General features: G+C 72.2%; 13 protein-coding genes. 4 read left to right on the forward strand and 9 right to left on the reverse strand.

Translation table 11 applies throughout. From position 1 onward, the window contains the following. Positions 1–86 precede the first annotated feature (86 nt). Complete coding sequence (locus C4T78_RS01795) at positions 87–1,502, reverse strand: amino acid permease (RefSeq protein ID WP_093345847.1); 1,416 nt, start codon at positions 1,500–1,502, stop codon at positions 87–89. Between the two features lie 194 nt (positions 1,503–1,696). Then, positions 1,697–2,110, reverse strand: a complete 414-nt coding sequence (locus C4T78_RS01800; RefSeq protein WP_093345845.1) for an OsmC family protein — start codon at positions 2,108–2,110, stop codon at positions 1,697–1,699. Positions 2,111–2,337: 227 nt separating this feature from the next. On the opposite strand from C4T78_RS01800, the gene C4T78_RS01805 reads away from it, so the two are divergent. Further along, positions 2,338–3,666 carry an APC family permease gene (locus tag C4T78_RS01805; protein ID WP_093345842.1) on the forward strand — a complete coding sequence of 443 codons (1,329 nt, stop codon included), beginning with the start codon at positions 2,338–2,340 and terminating at the stop codon, positions 3,664–3,666. A gap of 170 nt (positions 3,667–3,836) precedes the next feature. On the opposite strand, the gene C4T78_RS01810 is transcribed toward C4T78_RS01805, so the two are convergent. From C4T78_RS01810 to def, 4 genes are all read right to left on the reverse strand, one after another. Then, on the reverse strand, positions 3,837–4,289 hold the full coding sequence (locus tag C4T78_RS01810; protein WP_093345840.1) for a nucleoside deaminase: 453 nt from the start codon (positions 4,287–4,289) through the stop codon (positions 3,837–3,839). Positions 4,290–4,545: 256 nt separating this feature from the next. Then, positions 4,546–5,961, reverse strand: a complete 1,416-nt coding sequence (locus C4T78_RS01815; protein WP_093345837.1) for an RsmB/NOP family class I SAM-dependent RNA methyltransferase — start codon at positions 5,959–5,961, stop codon at positions 4,546–4,548. Then, positions 5,958–6,881 (reverse strand): methionyl-tRNA formyltransferase, encoded by a 924-nt coding sequence (gene fmt / locus C4T78_RS01820; protein WP_093345835.1) that lies wholly within the window; start codon positions 6,879–6,881, stop codon positions 5,958–5,960. Before fmt ends, C4T78_RS01815 begins: the two co-directional genes overlap by 4 nt. Next, positions 6,881–7,426, reverse strand: a complete 546-nt coding sequence (gene def / locus C4T78_RS01825) for a peptide deformylase (protein ID WP_093345832.1) — start codon at positions 7,424–7,426, stop codon at positions 6,881–6,883. The genes fmt and def overlap by 1 nt, the downstream gene beginning before the upstream one ends. A gap of 375 nt (positions 7,427–7,801) precedes the next feature. Between def and C4T78_RS01830 the strand changes: the two genes are divergently transcribed. After that, positions 7,802–8,710, forward strand: coding sequence for a DUF4231 domain-containing protein (locus C4T78_RS01830; protein ID WP_093345830.1), 909 nt, complete (start codon positions 7,802–7,804; stop codon positions 8,708–8,710). 145 nt (positions 8,711–8,855) lie between these two features. On the opposite strand, the gene ggt is transcribed toward C4T78_RS01830, so the two are convergent. Further along, positions 8,856–10,649: a gamma-glutamyltransferase gene (gene ggt, locus C4T78_RS01835; protein ID WP_093348284.1), complete on the reverse strand. Its 1,794-nt coding sequence runs from the start codon at positions 10,647–10,649 to the stop codon at positions 8,856–8,858. A 125-nt stretch (positions 10,650–10,774) separates the two neighbouring features. Next, complete coding sequence (locus C4T78_RS01840) at positions 10,775–12,349, reverse strand: putative glycoside hydrolase (protein WP_093345827.1); 1,575 nt, start codon at positions 12,347–12,349, stop codon at positions 10,775–10,777. 160 nt (positions 12,350–12,509) lie between these two features. On the opposite strand from C4T78_RS01840, the gene C4T78_RS01845 reads away from it, so the two are divergent. Continuing rightward, entirely contained in the window at positions 12,510–13,529 is a 1,020-nt protein-coding gene (locus C4T78_RS01845) for a polysaccharide deacetylase family protein (protein ID WP_093345825.1), read from the forward strand. Here C4T78_RS01845 and C4T78_RS01850 read toward each other — a convergent pair. Then, on the reverse strand, positions 13,517–14,086 hold the full coding sequence (locus C4T78_RS01850) for a GNAT family N-acetyltransferase (protein ID WP_093345822.1): 570 nt from the start codon (positions 14,084–14,086) through the stop codon (positions 13,517–13,519). The two genes, C4T78_RS01845 and C4T78_RS01850, sit on opposite strands and share 13 nt — an antisense overlap. 254 nt (positions 14,087–14,340) lie before the next feature. On the opposite strand from C4T78_RS01850, the gene C4T78_RS37255 reads away from it, so the two are divergent. Then, positions 14,341–15,600 carry a bifunctional class I SAM-dependent methyltransferase/N-acetyltransferase gene (locus C4T78_RS37255; RefSeq protein ID WP_093345820.1) on the forward strand — a complete coding sequence of 420 codons (1,260 nt, stop codon included), beginning with the start codon at positions 14,341–14,343 and terminating at the stop codon, positions 15,598–15,600. Positions 15,601–15,756 lie beyond the last annotated feature (156 nt).

The raw sequence follows: 15,756 nt of genomic DNA on the forward strand, positions 1-15,756 counted from the left end.
AATCCCGCGCATTCCCCAGCTCAGATCACCCTCACCACCCGAACGGGTGAGCGGTGGTCCCGGTGGTCGCGCGCCCCCGGAACCGGCTACTTCGCGCTCTCGACCTCGGAGTCGGGTTCGGCCGCGCGGCGGCGGTGGATGACGTAGTACGCCACGCAGAGGATGACGACGAACGGGACGCCCGCCTTCCACGCGGTGTTGAACTGCTCGGTGAACGGCGTGGTCAGCAGGACCGCCGCGACGAAGAGCATCGCCAGCACGGTCGTCACCGGCGCGCCCGGCAGCCGGACCGGGGACGGCGGCAGGCCCTCCGCCGCGCGGCGGCGCCGGAACACCAGCTGGCTGGCGAAGATCATCAACCAGGTCACCAGCGCCCCGAACAGCGCCAGGCCCAGCAGCATCGGGAACGCCGAGTCCTCGGCGAACACCGCCAGCGCCGCGGCCAGCGCCAGCCCGGCCGCCGAGAGCACCAGCGCCCGGCGCGGCACGCCGTTGCCGCTGACCTTGGCGAACCACCTCGGCGCGTAGCCGTCCATCGCCAGCGAGTGGGTCATCCGCGCGGTGATGTAGAGGTTGGTGTTCATCGCCGACAGCGCCGCGGTGAGCACCACGAAGTTCATGATCCCGGCCGCCGCCGGGATGCCCACCATGCTGAACAGCCGCACGAACGGGCTCTCGGTGACCTCGCCGGAGGACGACACCTCGTTCCACGGCAGGATCGAGACCACCACGAGCATCCCGAGCACGTAGAACAGCGCCAGCCGCAGCACCATGCCGCGCGCGGCGCGCGGGACGTCCCGGCCGGGGTTGCGGGACTCGGCGGCGGTGATCGACACCGCCTCGGTGCCCAGGTAGGAGAAGGTGACGACGGTCAGCGCCAGCCACACCGCGCCGATGCCGTTGGGCAGGAACCCGTCGTGCTCGGTCAGTGCCCCGACACCGGCGGGCTCCTGGCCGGGCAGGCCGAAGAAGATGTAGAAGACGCCCAGCCCGATGAACACCACGATCGTGACGACCTTGATCATGGCGAACCAGTACTCGAACTCGCCGAAGAACCGCACCGCGGCGAAGTTGACCGCCAGCATCACCAGCGAGAACGCCACCACCGGCATCCACAGCGGCAGCTGCGGGTACCAGAACTGCACGTAGAGCCCGGCCGCGATGACCTCGCTGCCGATGTTGACCACCTGGGCGGCCCAGTAGATCCACCGCGACACGAAGCCCGGCAGCCCGCCGAGGTAGCGCTGCACGACCGCGCCGAACCCACCGGCCTCCGGGTGCACCACGATCATCTCGGCCAGCGCGAAGGCCAGCGCCAGCGCGGCGAACGCGGCCACCGCGTAGGCGATGATCACGGCCGGTCCGGCGATGGAGATCGCCAGGCCGGAGCCGAGGAACAACCCGGTGCCGATAGCACCGCCGATGGCGATCATGCCGACCTGGCGGCCGGACAGATCCCGGCGTAACCCGGACTGCTGCTCCGGTGCGGTCTCCTGTGCCACTACGCCTCCCACTCGTCGCGCACCGCTGCGGCGCGCGACGAGCACCTTACGACGGGAAGGGCACCACCGGCGGCCTCGGTTGCGCACTTGTGGCCCGAACCCGCCCCGGAGACCGCTTCCGCACGTAGGCGAAGTTCACCCTGTGCGGTGGCGATTTCGTGCGAAAAGGACACCGCGGAGGGTGGCGGCGGAGGTCAGCGGGGCAGGGTGAGGTCGATCGGGGTGCCTTCCTCCACCGAGCGGCTGACGGTGCAGTACTTGGTGATCGCGCGCTCGACGGCTTCGAGCAGCTTGGCGCGGTCGTCGTCCTCGATCGCGCTGAGGTCGACGTCGAAGCCGACCTGGACCCGGGCGAACTTGTGCTTGTCCTCCGGCACCTTGGTGCGGTCCGCGTGCACGGTCAGCTCGGCATCCTCGCCCAGCCGCCGGACCAGCAGGTTCTCGCTGGTCACCGCCGAGCAGGCGGCGATCGCGGCGAGCAGCAGCTCACCGGGCGTGAAAGCCTCGGGGGCGTCCTCCCGCCCGATCGCGACCTGGGCTCCGCGCGGGTTGGTCGCGCGGAAGGTGTGCTGACCGGTCCGGGTCACTTCGACCGGAGTGGAAGACATTCGTACCACCTGACGCTCGTTGGGGTTGCCGGTCCAGCCTCGGCTGCGAGGCGTGCGTGGTCAACCTCTGGGATCGATTGCGGGCCGGGCTCACGTGGCACTACATGTAGCGGGGCCCGACGGCGGCCTGTAGCCAGGCAGCCGGTCGAGCACCACCACCGCGGTGCGGCTCGCCGCATCGTGGAACACCCCGCCAGACCGCGTTGTTCCGAACTGGGATCGAGGCCATGACCACAACTTCGGGAGGTCTGCAGCGCCGGCTGACGCTGCGCGACCTGATCGTCTCCGGGCTGCTGTTCATCGGCCCGCTCGCTCCCGTCGGCGTCTTCGGCGTGCTGGACGCGCGCAGCGGGGGCGCCGTGGCGCTGGTGTACGTCGTGGCGACGATCGCCATGAGCTTCACCGCGTGGTCCTACGCGCGGATGTCGGCCGCAGTGCCCAAGGCGGGGTCGGTGTTCGCCTACGCCTCGGCCGGGCTGGGGAGAGCGCCGGGCTTCGCGGCCGGGTGGATGATCATGCTCGACTACCTGTTCATTCCGAGCGTGGCCTCGCTGTTCGTCGGCATCGCGACCAACTCGCTGCTGCCGCAGATCCCGGTGTGGCTGGCGACCGGCGCGGCGATCGTGGTGGTGACCGCGCTGAACCTGACCGGCGTCAAGGTCGCGGCGATCGTCGGCACGGTGGTGCTGGTGGTGGAGATCGTGCTGCTCGTGGTGTTCGTGGTCGCCGCGCTGGTGGTGCTGGCCGGTGAGGGCCCGGCGCGGCCGTGGTTGTCGCCGTTGACCGGCTTCGAAGCGTTCGCGCCGCTGGCGGTGCTGGGCGCGGTGTCGGTGGCGGTGCTGTCGTTCCTGGGCTTCGACGCCATCGCGTCCTTCGCCGAGGAGAACACCGGCTCCTCGCGCCAGGTCGGCCGGGCGCTGCTGTTCTGCCTGGCGCTGAGCGGCGTGCTGTTCTTCGTGCAGACCTACCTGGCGTCCCTGCTCAGCCCGCTGACGCCGCAGCGGCTGGCGCAGGACCCGAACGCGCAGGACTCCGCGTTCTACGACATGCTGCGGGCCGCGCTGGGCGGCTGGCTGGCGGTGGCCGTGACGGCGGTGAAGGCGATCGCCCCGGCGTTCTCCGCGATGATCGCGCAAGCCGCGGTGAGCAGGCTGCTGTTCGGCATGGCCCGCGACGGGCAGCTGCCCGCCGGTCTCGCCCGCATCGACCGCCGCACGCACGTCCCGCGCAACGCGACGCTGCTGGCCGCCGTGGTGACGCTGCTCGTGTCGGTGTGGGCGGCGTCGGCCGAGGACGGCCTCGAGGTCCTGTCGTCGATGGTGACGGTCGGCGCGCTGACCGCGTTCGTGCTGCTGCACGCCTCGGTGATCGGCTACTTCGCGGTGCCGGGCCGGGAGCGCAGCGCCTCGACGGTGGTGATCCCGGTGATCGGCGGCCTGATCTCGGTGGTCGTGCTGGTCACGGCCAGCGGACTGGCCCTGGCGGTGGCGGCGGTGTGGCTGGTGCTCGGCCTGATCACCTACGCCGTCCGCAACCGCACCACCGCGCGCGGCTGATACGGCCTTCGCCCCTGCTTCGGGTGTCGGGCGATGTCACGCGAAATCGGCACCCCGCCCGCCTGCGGGATTTCGCGCGAGATCGCCCTCCCGGCACCGCACCGACGCCGAGCCGGGCCAGCGGGGCGGGCGTTGCCGGCAAGCCTTCGGAGGCGACGGTTGCGGGGCGGTCAGTCCTGGCCGATGTCCTCGTACCAGAGCTCGGGGTGTGCGGCGATGAAGTCGGCCATCATCCGGGTGCAGCCCGGGTCGTCGAGGACCACGACCTCCACGCCGTGCTCGGCCAGCCAGTCGTGGCCGCCGTGGAAGTTGCGGGCCTCGCCGATCACGACGCGGCTGATGCCGAACTGGCGCACCAGCCCGCTGCAGTACCAGCACGGCGACAGCGTGGTCACCATCGTGGTCCCGGCGTAGGAGCGCTGCCGCCCCGCGTTGCGGAAGGCCGCGGTCTCCCCGTGCACCGACGGGTCGTCGTCCTGCACGCGCCGGTTGTGCCCCTTGCCGAGCACCTCGCCGTCGCGACCGATCAGCGCGGCGCCGATGGGAATCCCGCCTTCGGCGAGTCCGGTCTCCGCCTCGGCCACCGCCACGGCCAACCACCGCCGGTAGTCCACTTCAGACACTCCGCACCACCCACCTCTCGACGCGCGCCGACCGAACAACGGTCACCGCACCCACCCCACCACGACAAGCCCCCAACACCAAGACCGACGCACACCAACCCGCGCAACTTCAATTGAAATCAGACACCAGATTTCAATTGAAGTTGCACCCACCGTCGGCGTGTCGGGACCCCGACACGCCGAGGTGCGTCGGGTTCTCCGCAATTTCAATTGAAATCAGACGTCCAATTTCCATTGAAATTGCGGAATGTCCAGGTCAGGCCGGGATCTGGAGGAGGGCGCAGAACATCGCGTCGGTGCCGTGGCGGTGCGGCCACAGCTGGACCGACGGACCGTCGCCGAGGTCCGGCACGTCCGGGAAGTACGGGCGGGCGTCGAGCTGGGTCACACCGGTGCGGCGGATCGCGTCGGAGACCACTCCCTCGGTCTCCGGCAGGTGCGGCGAGCACACCACGTAGGCCACCACGCCGCCGGGACGGGTCAGGCCGATGGCCGAGAGCAGCAGTTCCCGCTGCAGCTTCGTCAGGTCGCCGACGTCGGAGGGCTGACGCCGCCAGCGCGCCTCCGGGCGCCGCCGCAGCGCGCCGAGGCCGGTGCACGGCGCGTCGACCAGCACGCGGTCGTAGCCGGGTTCCAGACCCGGGTCGCGGCCGTCGCCGACGTGCACGTTCACCGACAGGCCCTCGGTCGCCTGCCGGATCAGCTCCGCGCGGTGCGGGGCCTGCTCGACCGCGTCGAGCGTGCCGCCGTCCATGGTGATCAGCGCGCCGAGCAGGTTGGCCTTGCCGCCGGGACCCGCGCACAGGTCCAGCCAGCGCAGGTCGGGGCCGGTCAGCTCCGGCCGGGTCAGCGCGAGCGCGACCAGCTGGCTGCCCTCGTCCTGCACCGACGCGAAGCCCTCGCGCACGGGCTCCAGGTCGCCCGGGTCGCCCGCGCCGGCCTCCAGCCGCACGCCGTAGGGCGAGTACGGCGCCGGGTCGCCGCCGGTGATCGCGGCGAGCTCGTCGGCGCTGATCTCGCCGGGACGCGCGGTCAGGTGCACCGCCGGGCGGGCGTCGTCGGCGGCCAGCGCGGCGTCCAGCTCGTCGAGGCCGACCGCGTCGGCGAAGGCCTGCGCGATCCAGCGCGGGTGCGCGTGGCGCATCGCGAGGTGGCCGATCGGGTCCTCGGAGCGCGCCGGGGCGAGCTTCTCGATCCAGCCCTGCTCGTCGAGCTCGGTGGCGCTGCGCAGCACCGCGTTGGCGAAACCGGCCAGCTTCGAACCGGATTCGAACCGCACGATGTCCACAGTGGAGGCAACGGCGGCGTGCGCCGGGATCCGGGTGCGCAGCAGCTGGTAGACGCCGATGCGCAGCGCGTCGAGCAGCTTCGGGTCCATCTCGGACAGCGGGCGGTTGCTGCAGTCGTCGATGACGGCGTCCAGCAGGCCCTGCGCCCGGCACGCGCCGTAGGTCAGCTCGGTGGCCAGCGCGGCGTCCCGGCCGCTGATCCGGCGCTGCTTGAGCAGCGGCGGCAGCGCCAGGTTGGCGTAGGCGTCGCGTTCCCGGACGGCGCGCAGCGTCTCGACCGCGACCAGGCGCACCGGGTCGGCGTCCACCGGTCGCGGCGGACTGGACTTGCGTCGCGGTGGGCGGGCCTTGCCCGGCCGGGACGGCCGACGGCGTTCGTTCACTTGAGCCGTTCTCCTTGCTCGATGCGTGTTCCGCGGGCCCAGTCGGTGGCGGCCATCCGCTTCTTGCCCGGCGCCTGCACCTCGCCCAGCGCGACGGCCGAGGTGCCGGTGCCGACCAGCACCCGGCGCTTCTCCACCCGGATCTCCCCCGGCGGCAGTTCATCGTCCACGATGGACACCGGACCGAGCTTGAACCGCCCGTCGCCCAGCAGCGCCCACGCGCCCGGGTCGGGCGTGACCGACCGGATGAGCCGGTCCACGGCGGTCGCGGGCGCGGTGAAGTCCACCTTGGCGTCCTCGACGGTGACCTTCGGCGCGTAGCTGAGCCCGTCGGCGGGCTGCTCCTCGGCGCGCAGCGTGCCGTCCTCGATGCCGTCGAGGGTCGCCGCCAGCAGCCCGGCACCGGAGATCGCCAGCCGGTCCAGCAGCTCACCGGCGGTGTCGGCCGGGCGGACCTGCTCGGTGACCACGCCGAAGACCGGGCCGGCGTCCAGCTCGCGCACGATGCGGAAGGTGCTGGCCCCGGTGATCTCGTCGCCGTGCCGGATCGCGGCCTGCACCGGCGCGGCACCGCGCCACGCCGGCAGCAGCGAGAAGTGCAGGTTGATCCACCCGAACTCGGGGATGGCCAGCGCCTCCTCCCGCAGCAGCGCGCCGTAGGCGACCACCGGGCAGCAGTCCGGGGCGAGCTCGCGCAGCCGGGCCAGGAACTCCGGTTCCGACGCGCGCGCGGGCGTGAGCACCTCGATGCCGTGCTCGTCGGCCAGCGCGCCGACGGGCGAGCGCACCAGCTTGCGACCGCGCCCGGCGGGCGCGTCCGGTCGGGTGACCACGGCGACGACCTCGTGCCGGTCCGATTCCAGCAGCGCGCGCAGCGCCGGGACGGCGGGCGCGGGGGTACCTGCGAAGACCAGGCGCATCAGCGGCCTCCGAACAGCGGGTGCGGGCTTTCCTTGATCACCGGGACCTCGCCGCCGAACCACTCCGCGCTGCGGATCTCGCGCAGCGCCGCCTTGCGTGTCTGCTCGTCGAGCCGGTCGACGAACAGCACCCCGTCCAGGTGGTCGGTCTCGTGCTGGATGCAGCGCGCCAGCAGGTCGGTGCCCTCGACCTCGATCTGCTCGCCGTGCATGTTCCAGCCGCGCGCCACCACGTGCTTGGCGCGCACGCACTCCCAGAACAGGTCGGGGATGGACAGGCACCCCTCCGGGCCGAACTGCTCGTCGCCGCCGATCGCGGTCCAGGTCGGGTTGATCATGTGCCCGGCGAAGCCGTCGCAGTGGTAGGTGAACACCCGCAGCCCGACACCCAGCTGAGGCGCGGCCAGCCCGGCCCCGCCCTGCTCCTCCATGGTGTCCCACAGGTCCTGCACGAGGGTGCGCAGCTCCTTGTCGAAGTCGACCACCTCGTCGGCCCTGGTGCGCAGCACTGGGTCGCCGAAGAGTCTGATCGGCTGGACGGTCACACGGGCCCCCTGGGAGATCGGCAGTGGTGCTTGGCGACCCGCCGAGTTTAGATGGCTTTCCAGGCTCGTTCCGCGTGGCGGTGCCGGTAGCGGAACCTCCGCGCCCACCTGGACTCCGGGTGCCTCGACTCATGTGTGACCAATACGCGGCATCAGGGCCGTCCTCGCCAGGCGAGCGCTGAGACCCCACGGCGGTGCGGGCTGTGCGCCTGCGCCGCCTTCCACGACCTGAGCGCGTTGATCGTCGCGGCTGCGGCCGCGGACCGATTTCAACCGGAGCGGCCACCCCCGCGTGGCGGCAGTTGTGCCGATTTGGCCGATTCGGATCACCCGGTGGACGCGATTCACTGGGGAGCCCCGAGCGACGGAGTGGCCATGTCGAGCACCGAGCAGATGCAAGCACTGACCACCGCCGACTACCCGGGCCTGTTCCAGGCGGCCGACGCCGCCGCAGCCCGCCAGCGGCACGCCTACCTCAGAGCGGCGCGATCCCGGTTGATGCTGATCGTGGCGGCAGGTGTGCTCGCCACCCTGACGCTGCGCCTCGGCGACACCGGGATCGACCTGTTCGCGGTGGGTGCCGCGCTGACGCTCATCGGAGCGGTGGCGGTGGAGCTGGCCCTGGTCAGCACCCGGCCGGACCGGCTCTGGGCGGAAAGCCGCGCCCTCGCCACCTCGGCCAAGACGCTGGCCTGGCGCTACGCCGTGTGCGCCGCGCCGTTCCCGGCAGGCAGCGCGCAAGCCGACGAGCGGTTCGCCACGCGCCTGCGCGCGGTGCAGCAGGAGCTCCCCGACGTCCCGCTGACGCAGCACACCGCCGAGACGATCACCGAGCGGATGCGAGCGCTGCGCGGCGCGCCGCTGGCCGAGCGCAAGGAGGCCTATCTGATCGGCCGGGTGCTCGACCAGCAGGACTGGTACGAGACCCGGGCGCAGCACCACCTGCGGCAAGCGCGGTTCTACCGGACGGCGACGGTGGTCATCGAGGTGCTGGGCGTGGTCGGCGCGCTCGGCGAGGCCTTCGGCGCCACCGGCCTGAACAGGGCGGGCGCCGTCGCCGCGGTGGTGGCCGCGACGGCGGTGGCGGCGATCGCGGCGTGGGGCGCCACCCGCCGGCACTCGGCGAAGGCCGCGGCCTACCGCCGGGCCACCGCCGAGCTGGGCGAGGTCCGGGACCTGCTGGACGGCGACCTGGACGAGCAGCAGTGGTCGGCGGCGGTGACCGACGCGGAGGCCACGATCGCCCGCGAGCACGCCACCTGGCGCGCCACCCGCACCACCTGACCTGCCCGGGGCCGATCGGCGTGACGGTTTCCGCTGTTCAGGACCCGTGAGTGGTTTGGGGCGCTATAGCACCCCAAAGCACTCACGGGCCGTCACCTGCCGAAACATCACGCGCTACCGAGAGAGGTGCCGTCCTGGCCTCGGGTCAGCGGGCCGGGGTCACCACCGCTGCCGCGCCGCCGCCGCGGCGCTCGCGCTCGGCCGCCGCGACCCAGCGGCCGTCCGGGAGGCGTTCCACCCCGGTCGCCGCGCCGATCTCCGCCGTCTTCTTGAACTCGTGTCCGATGGCCTTCAGCTTCTCCGCTTCCGGCTGGGCGAGGAACGCCGGTTCCGCGTCGGTCTGCGCGCTGTTGCGCTGGGACGCGCGGGGCTCGGCGATGGCGTCGACCAGCGACATGCCGCGGTCCAGGCGCCCGGTGAGGCTCTGCAGCACGGTCGTGATGATCGTCGCGCCGCCGGGGCTGCCGACCGCGAGCAGCGGCTGGCCGTCCTGCAGCACGATCGTCGGGCTCATCGAGCTGCGCGGCCGCTTGCCCGGGCCCGGCAGGTTCGGGTCCGGTTCGCCCGGCGTGACCGGGGTGAAGCTGAAGTCGGTCAGCTCGTTGTTGAGCAGGAATCCGCGCCCCGGCACCACGATGCCGCTGCCGCCGGTCTGCTCGATGGTCAGCGTGTAGGCGACCACGTTGCCCTCGGCGTCGGCGACCGTCAGGTGCGTGGTGTTCGGCCCCTCGTACGGCTCGGCGCCGTCGGTGGTGCGTGCCGCGCAGTCCTGCGGCTGCTTCGGGTCGGCGGCGGCCACCGGAGTGGGCAGCACCGCGTCGTCGCTGATCAGGCAGGCGCGGGAGTCGGCGAAGTCCTGCTCCAGCAGCGCTTCGGTGGGCACCTCGCTGTACTCCGGGTCGCCGACCCAGCGGTTGCGGTCCGCGAAGCCGATCTTGCTGGCTTCCAGGTACCGGTGCAGGTACTGGGTCTTGTCGGCCGCGGTGAGGTCGGTGCCCTCCAGGATGTTGAGCGCCTCGCCGACGGTCGTGCCGCCGGAGCTGCCCGGCGCCATGCCGTAGACGTCCAGCCCGCGGTAGGTCAGGTGCGTCGGGTCCTGGTCGATGGTGCGGTAGCCGCGCAGGTCGTCGGTGGTCATCGCGCCGGGGCGGACCTCGCGGCCCGCGGCCGGGTCCACCGGCGGTTCGTTGACCGTCTTGACCACGTCCGCGCCGATCTCACCGTCGTAGAGCGCGTCCACGCCGCGCTTGGCCACTTCCCGGTAGGTGTCGGCGAGGTCGGGGTTGCGGAGCTTGCTGCCGACCTCCGGCAGCTCCCCGCCGGGCAGGAACAGGTCGCGGGTGGCCGGGAACGCGCGGAAGCGCTCCTCGTTGTCGGCGGTCTGCTCGCGGAAGGTCTCGTCGACCACGAAGCCTTCGCGGGCCAGCTGCTCGGCCGGGCGCAGCACCTCGGCGAGGTCCTTGCGGCCCCACTTGTCCAGCGCGTGCTGCCAGGTCATCGGGGTACCGGGCACGCCGACGCCGAGGCCGCTGGTGACCGCCTGGTCGAACGGGATCGGCTTGCCGTCCTCCAGGAACAGGTCCTCGTCGGCGCTGGCGGGCGCGGTCTCCCGGCCGTCGATGGTCTCGACCTTCCCGGTCTTGGCGTCGTAGTGCACGAAGTACCCGCCACCGCCGAACCCGGCCGAGTACGGCTCGGTGACGCCCAGCGCGGCCGCGACGGCGACGGCGGCGTCCGCGGCGCTCCCGCCGTTGCGCAGCACGTCGATACCGATCTGCGTCGCGTACGGGTCGACGCTGGACACAGCGCCGCCGGAACCGACCGCCTCGGCGTCCTTGGGCGGTTCGGGCGGACCGCCGGGAGCCGCCTGGGCCATCGGCGCGATCACGGAACCGGTCACGAGCACTGCGAGGGTGAGCCGGACGGGCCTCGCGGGCATCTCCACACCTCCAACATCGACAACCCCGCCAACTCTGCACAGTCGACGCCCGGAGGACAACACCGTTCTGCCGCGCACCGGTAGGGCCAACGGACCGTTCACCTCACCGAAAGCGGATCGTTCACTCAGCGCGGCGGCACCAGGGCTTCGCCGTGGTACCGGCAGTTCGGCGCCCAGAGCAGGAACGAGCCCATGCCGTTGGCGCGGGCGGCGTCGATCTGCGCCGCCACCTCCGCCGGGCCGTAGCGCACGCCGAGGCTGAAGTCCTGCAGCCACGGGATGATCTGCACGTCGGTGCCCTCGACCGCCGCGCGGAACTCCGCCAGCGAGCGCACCACGATGTCGTACGGCTGCGCGTTGGGATCGGCCACGCCGAACTCGCCCGGCGCCCAGTGCGACGGGTAGACCATCGGCGAGATGTAGTCGACGTGCTGCGCCATCTGGCGGATGTCCTGGGCGATCTCGGTCGGGCGGTCCACCGCGATGCCGAAGACCGAGGCGCCGAGCAGCGCGCCGCGCGAGCGCACCTCGGGCTGCGTCCGCCGCAGGAAGTCGGCGATCGCCGCCTCCGGGGTGGTGGTCAGGCCGGGGATGCGCATCCGGCCGAGGTCGCCGTCCGGTCGGCGCACGTAGTCGTAGAGGACGTCGTCGAAGCCCAGCTCGGCGGCTTCCGCGGCGATGTCGACGTTGTAGCGCACCACGGTGGGATCGGTGAAGTTGGTGAACGCGTAGCCGCCGTAACCACCGCTCCACGGCCGGCCGTCGGCGGTCTGCACGACCCGCTCCGGGTGCCCGCCGCGCCAGGACGCCTCGCCCAGCACCGGGTCCTTGAAGGCCACCAGCCTGCCGACCACGCGAACGCCCATCGCGTGCAGCTGGTCGAGCACCTGACGCGCGTTGTAGTAGCCCTTGACCGCGCCGATCTCGTGCGCCAGGGGCACCGCGGAGTCGTAGACGACTTCTCCGCTCTCGTCCTTGAGATCCAGCTCGACGGTGTCGATCTGGCCGCGCCGCGCCAGCTCCAGCACCGGTTCGCGCAGCGCGCCGCTGGTCCAGGCCAGCCCGGTCAGGTGCACCGCGCGCATCCCGGGATGTCTGGTGTGGACGGTCACGGAGCGCTCGGTGCGGTTGCCCGCGACGTCGGTGGCGACGACCGGCACCTGCCGCTCCGGCCGCTCGACGACCGCGCGGAACCCGCCCTGCGGATCCGACGCCACGGGATTGCCCGCGACCAGGACTTCGGCCGCACCGCGGGCGGTTCCCGCCACGGTCACCGCCGCGTCCGGCGCTTCCGCGCGCAGCGACTCCCCGACCTGCAGATCCGGTGGCGAGTCGTCCACTGCGAACGTCCGGCTCGCGGTGGTCGAACCGATCCAGGAGGGCACCACGACGCGCAGTTCGTGCGGCCCGTCGGCCAGTTCGACCGGGAGCAGCCGGTGCGCACCCGCTTCGCGGTGCACCGGAACATCGCGGCCGTCCAGCAGGACCCGCACGCCGTCCTCGGCACCGGAGCGGATCTGAATCGACCCCACGTCCGCGGACGTGATGGGACGATCCGGCAGCCCGGCGATCTCGACGTCCTCAGTGGACAGACTTCGGAGCGGCAGGACGCCGAGCAGCAGCACCAGCGCGGCGCTCACTCCGACCACGACGAACCCGGGCAACCCGGCCAGCACCCGCACGCGGGCAGCATCCGTCATCGCTTTCGCCTCCCCGACTAGGCGAACTCGCGCGGCAGCACGAAACTCGTGCTCTTCCAAGCGGAATGCGTGCGGCCCACCATCCCAGCCGGGACGCGGCAGATCAATTAACCAGTTGGAGTATCCCCAAGCCGCGAAACCGGGACCTACCGTTGGGTCGATGCTGCCAGCAGTGCGAGCCGGATGCGCCGTCGCCGCGGTGACGGCGCTCGCCGCCCTGGCCGGTTGCAGCGCGCCGCCACCACCGCCACCGCGCCAGGTCGCCGAGGTTCCGCCGCCGCCACCGCCGCCACCTTCGCCGGAATCGGTGGGCGCCAACGAGCTGGGCGACGTCCCGGTGCTCATGTACCACCGGATCACCACCACGCCGACCAGCGCTTACGACCGCACTCCGGAGGACTTCCGCGCGGAGCTGGAACGGCTGGCGGCCGAGGGCTACGTCCCGGTGACCGCCACCGAGTACGCCACCGGGCGGCTCGACCTCCCGGCGGGCGCGCACCCGGTGGTGCTGACCTTCGACGACGGATCCGCCACCCAGTTCACAGTGGACGGTTCGGGTGGGCCGGCGCCGGGCACGGCGGTCCGCATCCTGCTCGACGTGGCCGCCCAGCACCCGGGATTCCGCCCGACCGCGACCTTCTACGTGTTCAACCCGCCGTTCGAGGAACCCAGCGGCAGGCGCAGCCTCGGCTGGCTCCACGAGCACGGTTTCGAGATCGGCAACCACACCCTCGACCACCCGAACCTGGGCCGGCTCAGCGGTGACGAGGTGCAGCAGCAGATCGCCGGCATGCAGCGGATCATCACCGATGCGGTGCCGGGCGCGGAGGTGCGCTCGATCGCGCTGCCGCTGGGCGCGCGCCCGGACGACGAGCGGCTGGCCGCCGCCGGTTCGGCCGACGGGACGACCTACCGGCACGACAGCGTCCTGCTGGTCGGCTCCAACCCGGCGCCCTCACCGTGGTCCGCGGACTTCGACCCGGCCAACGTGCCGCGCATCCGCTCTCAGGCGGCGACCGGCGCGGACGCCCGGTTCGGCTCCACCGCCTGGCTCGACCGGCTGGCGGCCGATCCCGCCCGCCGCTACACCTCCGACGGCGATCCGAACCGGATCTCGGCGCCGGCGGACAACGCCGCCCAACCCGCGGCCGCGGTCGCCGAACGCGTCTACCGCTTCTGAGCCAGCCACTCGTCGCGGGTCAGCTCGTACTCGACGTCGCCGTGCTCCTCGCCCTCGATCGGATCGCCCGGCCAGTCCGCCTGGAAGAACGTCCGCACGTACCGCATCCCGGCCTTCTCCATCACCCGCCGCGAGCCGGGGTTGACGACCATCGCCTGCGCGAAGATCCGCCGCAGCCCGAAGTCGGCGAAGCCCTTGTCCAGCAAGGCGATCGCGCCCTCGGTCGCGTATCCCTTGCCCCAGGCGGACCGGTGGAACCGGTAGCCGAGCTCGGCCTCGTCCGACGGCCTGCCCTCCGCGGGCTGCAGGATGAACAGCCCGACGAACCGGTCGGTGGCCCGCTCCAGCACGGCCCACCTGCCCAGTCCGCCGAACTTCTGGTAGCACGAGAGGTAGCCGGGCAGCATCTTCTCGACGACCTCGCTCCGCGTCAGCGGTGGCCCCGCGAAGATGTACCGCATCACGTCGGGATCCCCGTTGAGCTCGAGGACCAGATCGACGTCGTCGGCCCGGAACTCGCGCAGCACCAGCCGCTCGGTCGTCAGAAAGGCGTCCACCCGCGGGATTCCAGCACTCCCCGCAGCACCCGGGCAACCGGTTTTCCGCCGCGCGGCCCCGGTCTGCTACCGTGTCGGAAGACCGCTCGCGAACTGGGAGGTGAGTTGATGATTGCCGCGGAGGCCGCTGCCACGCGCAGTGCCCGGATCATCCTCACATCCCGGGTCCCGGTCTGATCTCCTTCTCCCTCCCCGCTTCGCGCGGCGAGTCGTGCTGAGCGCATTCCGGGGCCCCTCGAACAAGGGTCTCCAAGTTGTCCCACATCCTTGAAGCGTTCTTCGCCCTGCACCGCGGCCTGCCGCGGCAGAGCGCCGGCTCCGACGCCACCACCCGGCACCTGCTGCGGCAGGCCGGGCCGCTGCCCGCCCGTCCCCGCGTCCTGGACGCCGGGTGCGGACCGGGCCGCTCCGCCCTGGTGCTGGCCGAGGAGACCGGCGGTCACGTGACCGCCGTGGATCTCCACCAGCCCTTCCTGGCCGAACTCGAGCAGGCGGCGGCTGACCGCGGGCTGTCCGACCGGATCACCGCGCTCCCGCTGTCCATGGCCGAACTCCCCTTCCCCGACAACACCTTCGACCTGATCTGGGCGGAGGGCTCGGTCTACAACATCGGGTTCGACACGGCGCTGCGGCTCTGGCGCCGGCTCCTCGCTCCCGGTGGCGCCATCGTCGTCACCGAGATCGAATGGGCGCGCACCCCGTCAGCACCGGCGCGGTCCTTCTGGGACGCGGCGTACCAGCTCCGCGATCACGCCGCGAACGTCGAGGCGGCCCGCGCGGCCGGTTACCGCACCACCCACCACTGGCCGCTGCCCGACAGCGACTGGTGGGACGAGTACTACAACCCGCTCGAAGCGCGCATCGCCGAGGCCGATCTGGACCGGCCGGGCATGCGCGAAGCGGTCGCGGCGGGGCGCGCGGAGATCGCGCTGCGCCGCGAGCACGGCACCGAGTACCAGTACGCCGGATACGTCCTGCGTCCCGAGCACGAGAACGGAAAGCACCGCATGAGCTGGACCACCCGACCGGAGACCGCCGCCGATCTGCGGGCGATCCGCGAGGTCAACCTCGCCGCCTTCCCCACCGCCGAGGAAGCCGACCTCGTCGAGGCGCTGCGCGCCGACCAGGACGCGTGGATCGACGGGCTCTCCTTCGTCACCGAGGCCGAGGACGGCAGCATCGTCGGGCACGCCCTGCTCACCCGCTGCCACATCGGCGGTGCACCCGCCCTGGCCCTCGCCCCGTGCGCGGTGCTGCCCGCCTACCAGCGCAAAGGCGCCGGTTCGGCGGCGATCCGGGCGGCGCTCGAAGCGGCGCGCGCCCTGGGTGAGAACACCGTCGTGGTCCTCGGGCACGCCGACTACTACCCGCGGTTCGGGTTCGTCCCCGCGTCGCGGCTGGGCATCCGCGCGCCGTTCGAGGTGCCCGACGAGGCGATGATGGCACTCACCCTCGACCCGCAGCGCCCCGCGCTCACCGGCACCATCCGGTACCCGGCGGCCTTCGGGGTCTGATGTCCGCGGCGGCGTGCCTCGTCTCCGGGGCACGCCGCCGGTTCAGCAGGTGCTGCCGCAGGTCGCGGCCGTCGCCTTCCGCAGGTCGCGGACGAGGTCGAAGTCGATCGAGTCGACCCCGCGGAAGCGCAGGCAGCTCTTGCCCGCGTCGTGACC

This window comes from Saccharopolyspora kobensis (assembly GCF_900108315.1).
In the GTDB taxonomy this organism is placed as follows: domain Bacteria; phylum Actinomycetota; class Actinomycetes; order Mycobacteriales; family Pseudonocardiaceae; genus Saccharopolyspora; species Saccharopolyspora kobensis.

Excerpts from the sequence above, each read along its gene's own strand:
- C4T78_RS01845 (WP_093345825.1), top strand. The coding sequence starts at position 12,510 with ATGCTGCCAGCAGTGCGAGCCGGATGCGCCGTCGCCGCGGTGACGGCG.
- C4T78_RS01800 (WP_093345845.1), bottom strand. The coding sequence starts at position 2,110 with ATGTCTTCCACTCCGGTCGAAGTGACCCGGACCGGTCAGCACACCTTC.
- C4T78_RS01830 (WP_093345830.1), top strand. The coding sequence starts at position 7,802 with ATGTCGAGCACCGAGCAGATGCAAGCACTGACCACCGCCGACTACCCG.
- C4T78_RS01840 (WP_093345827.1), bottom strand. The coding sequence starts at position 12,349 with ATGACGGATGCTGCCCGCGTGCGGGTGCTGGCCGGGTTGCCCGGGTTC.
- ggt (WP_093348284.1), bottom strand. The coding sequence starts at position 10,649 with ATGCCCGCGAGGCCCGTCCGGCTCACCCTCGCAGTGCTCGTGACCGGT.
- C4T78_RS01805 (WP_093345842.1), top strand. The coding sequence starts at position 2,338 with ATGACCACAACTTCGGGAGGTCTGCAGCGCCGGCTGACGCTGCGCGAC.
- fmt (WP_093345835.1), bottom strand. The coding sequence starts at position 6,881 with ATGCGCCTGGTCTTCGCAGGTACCCCCGCGCCCGCCGTCCCGGCGCTG.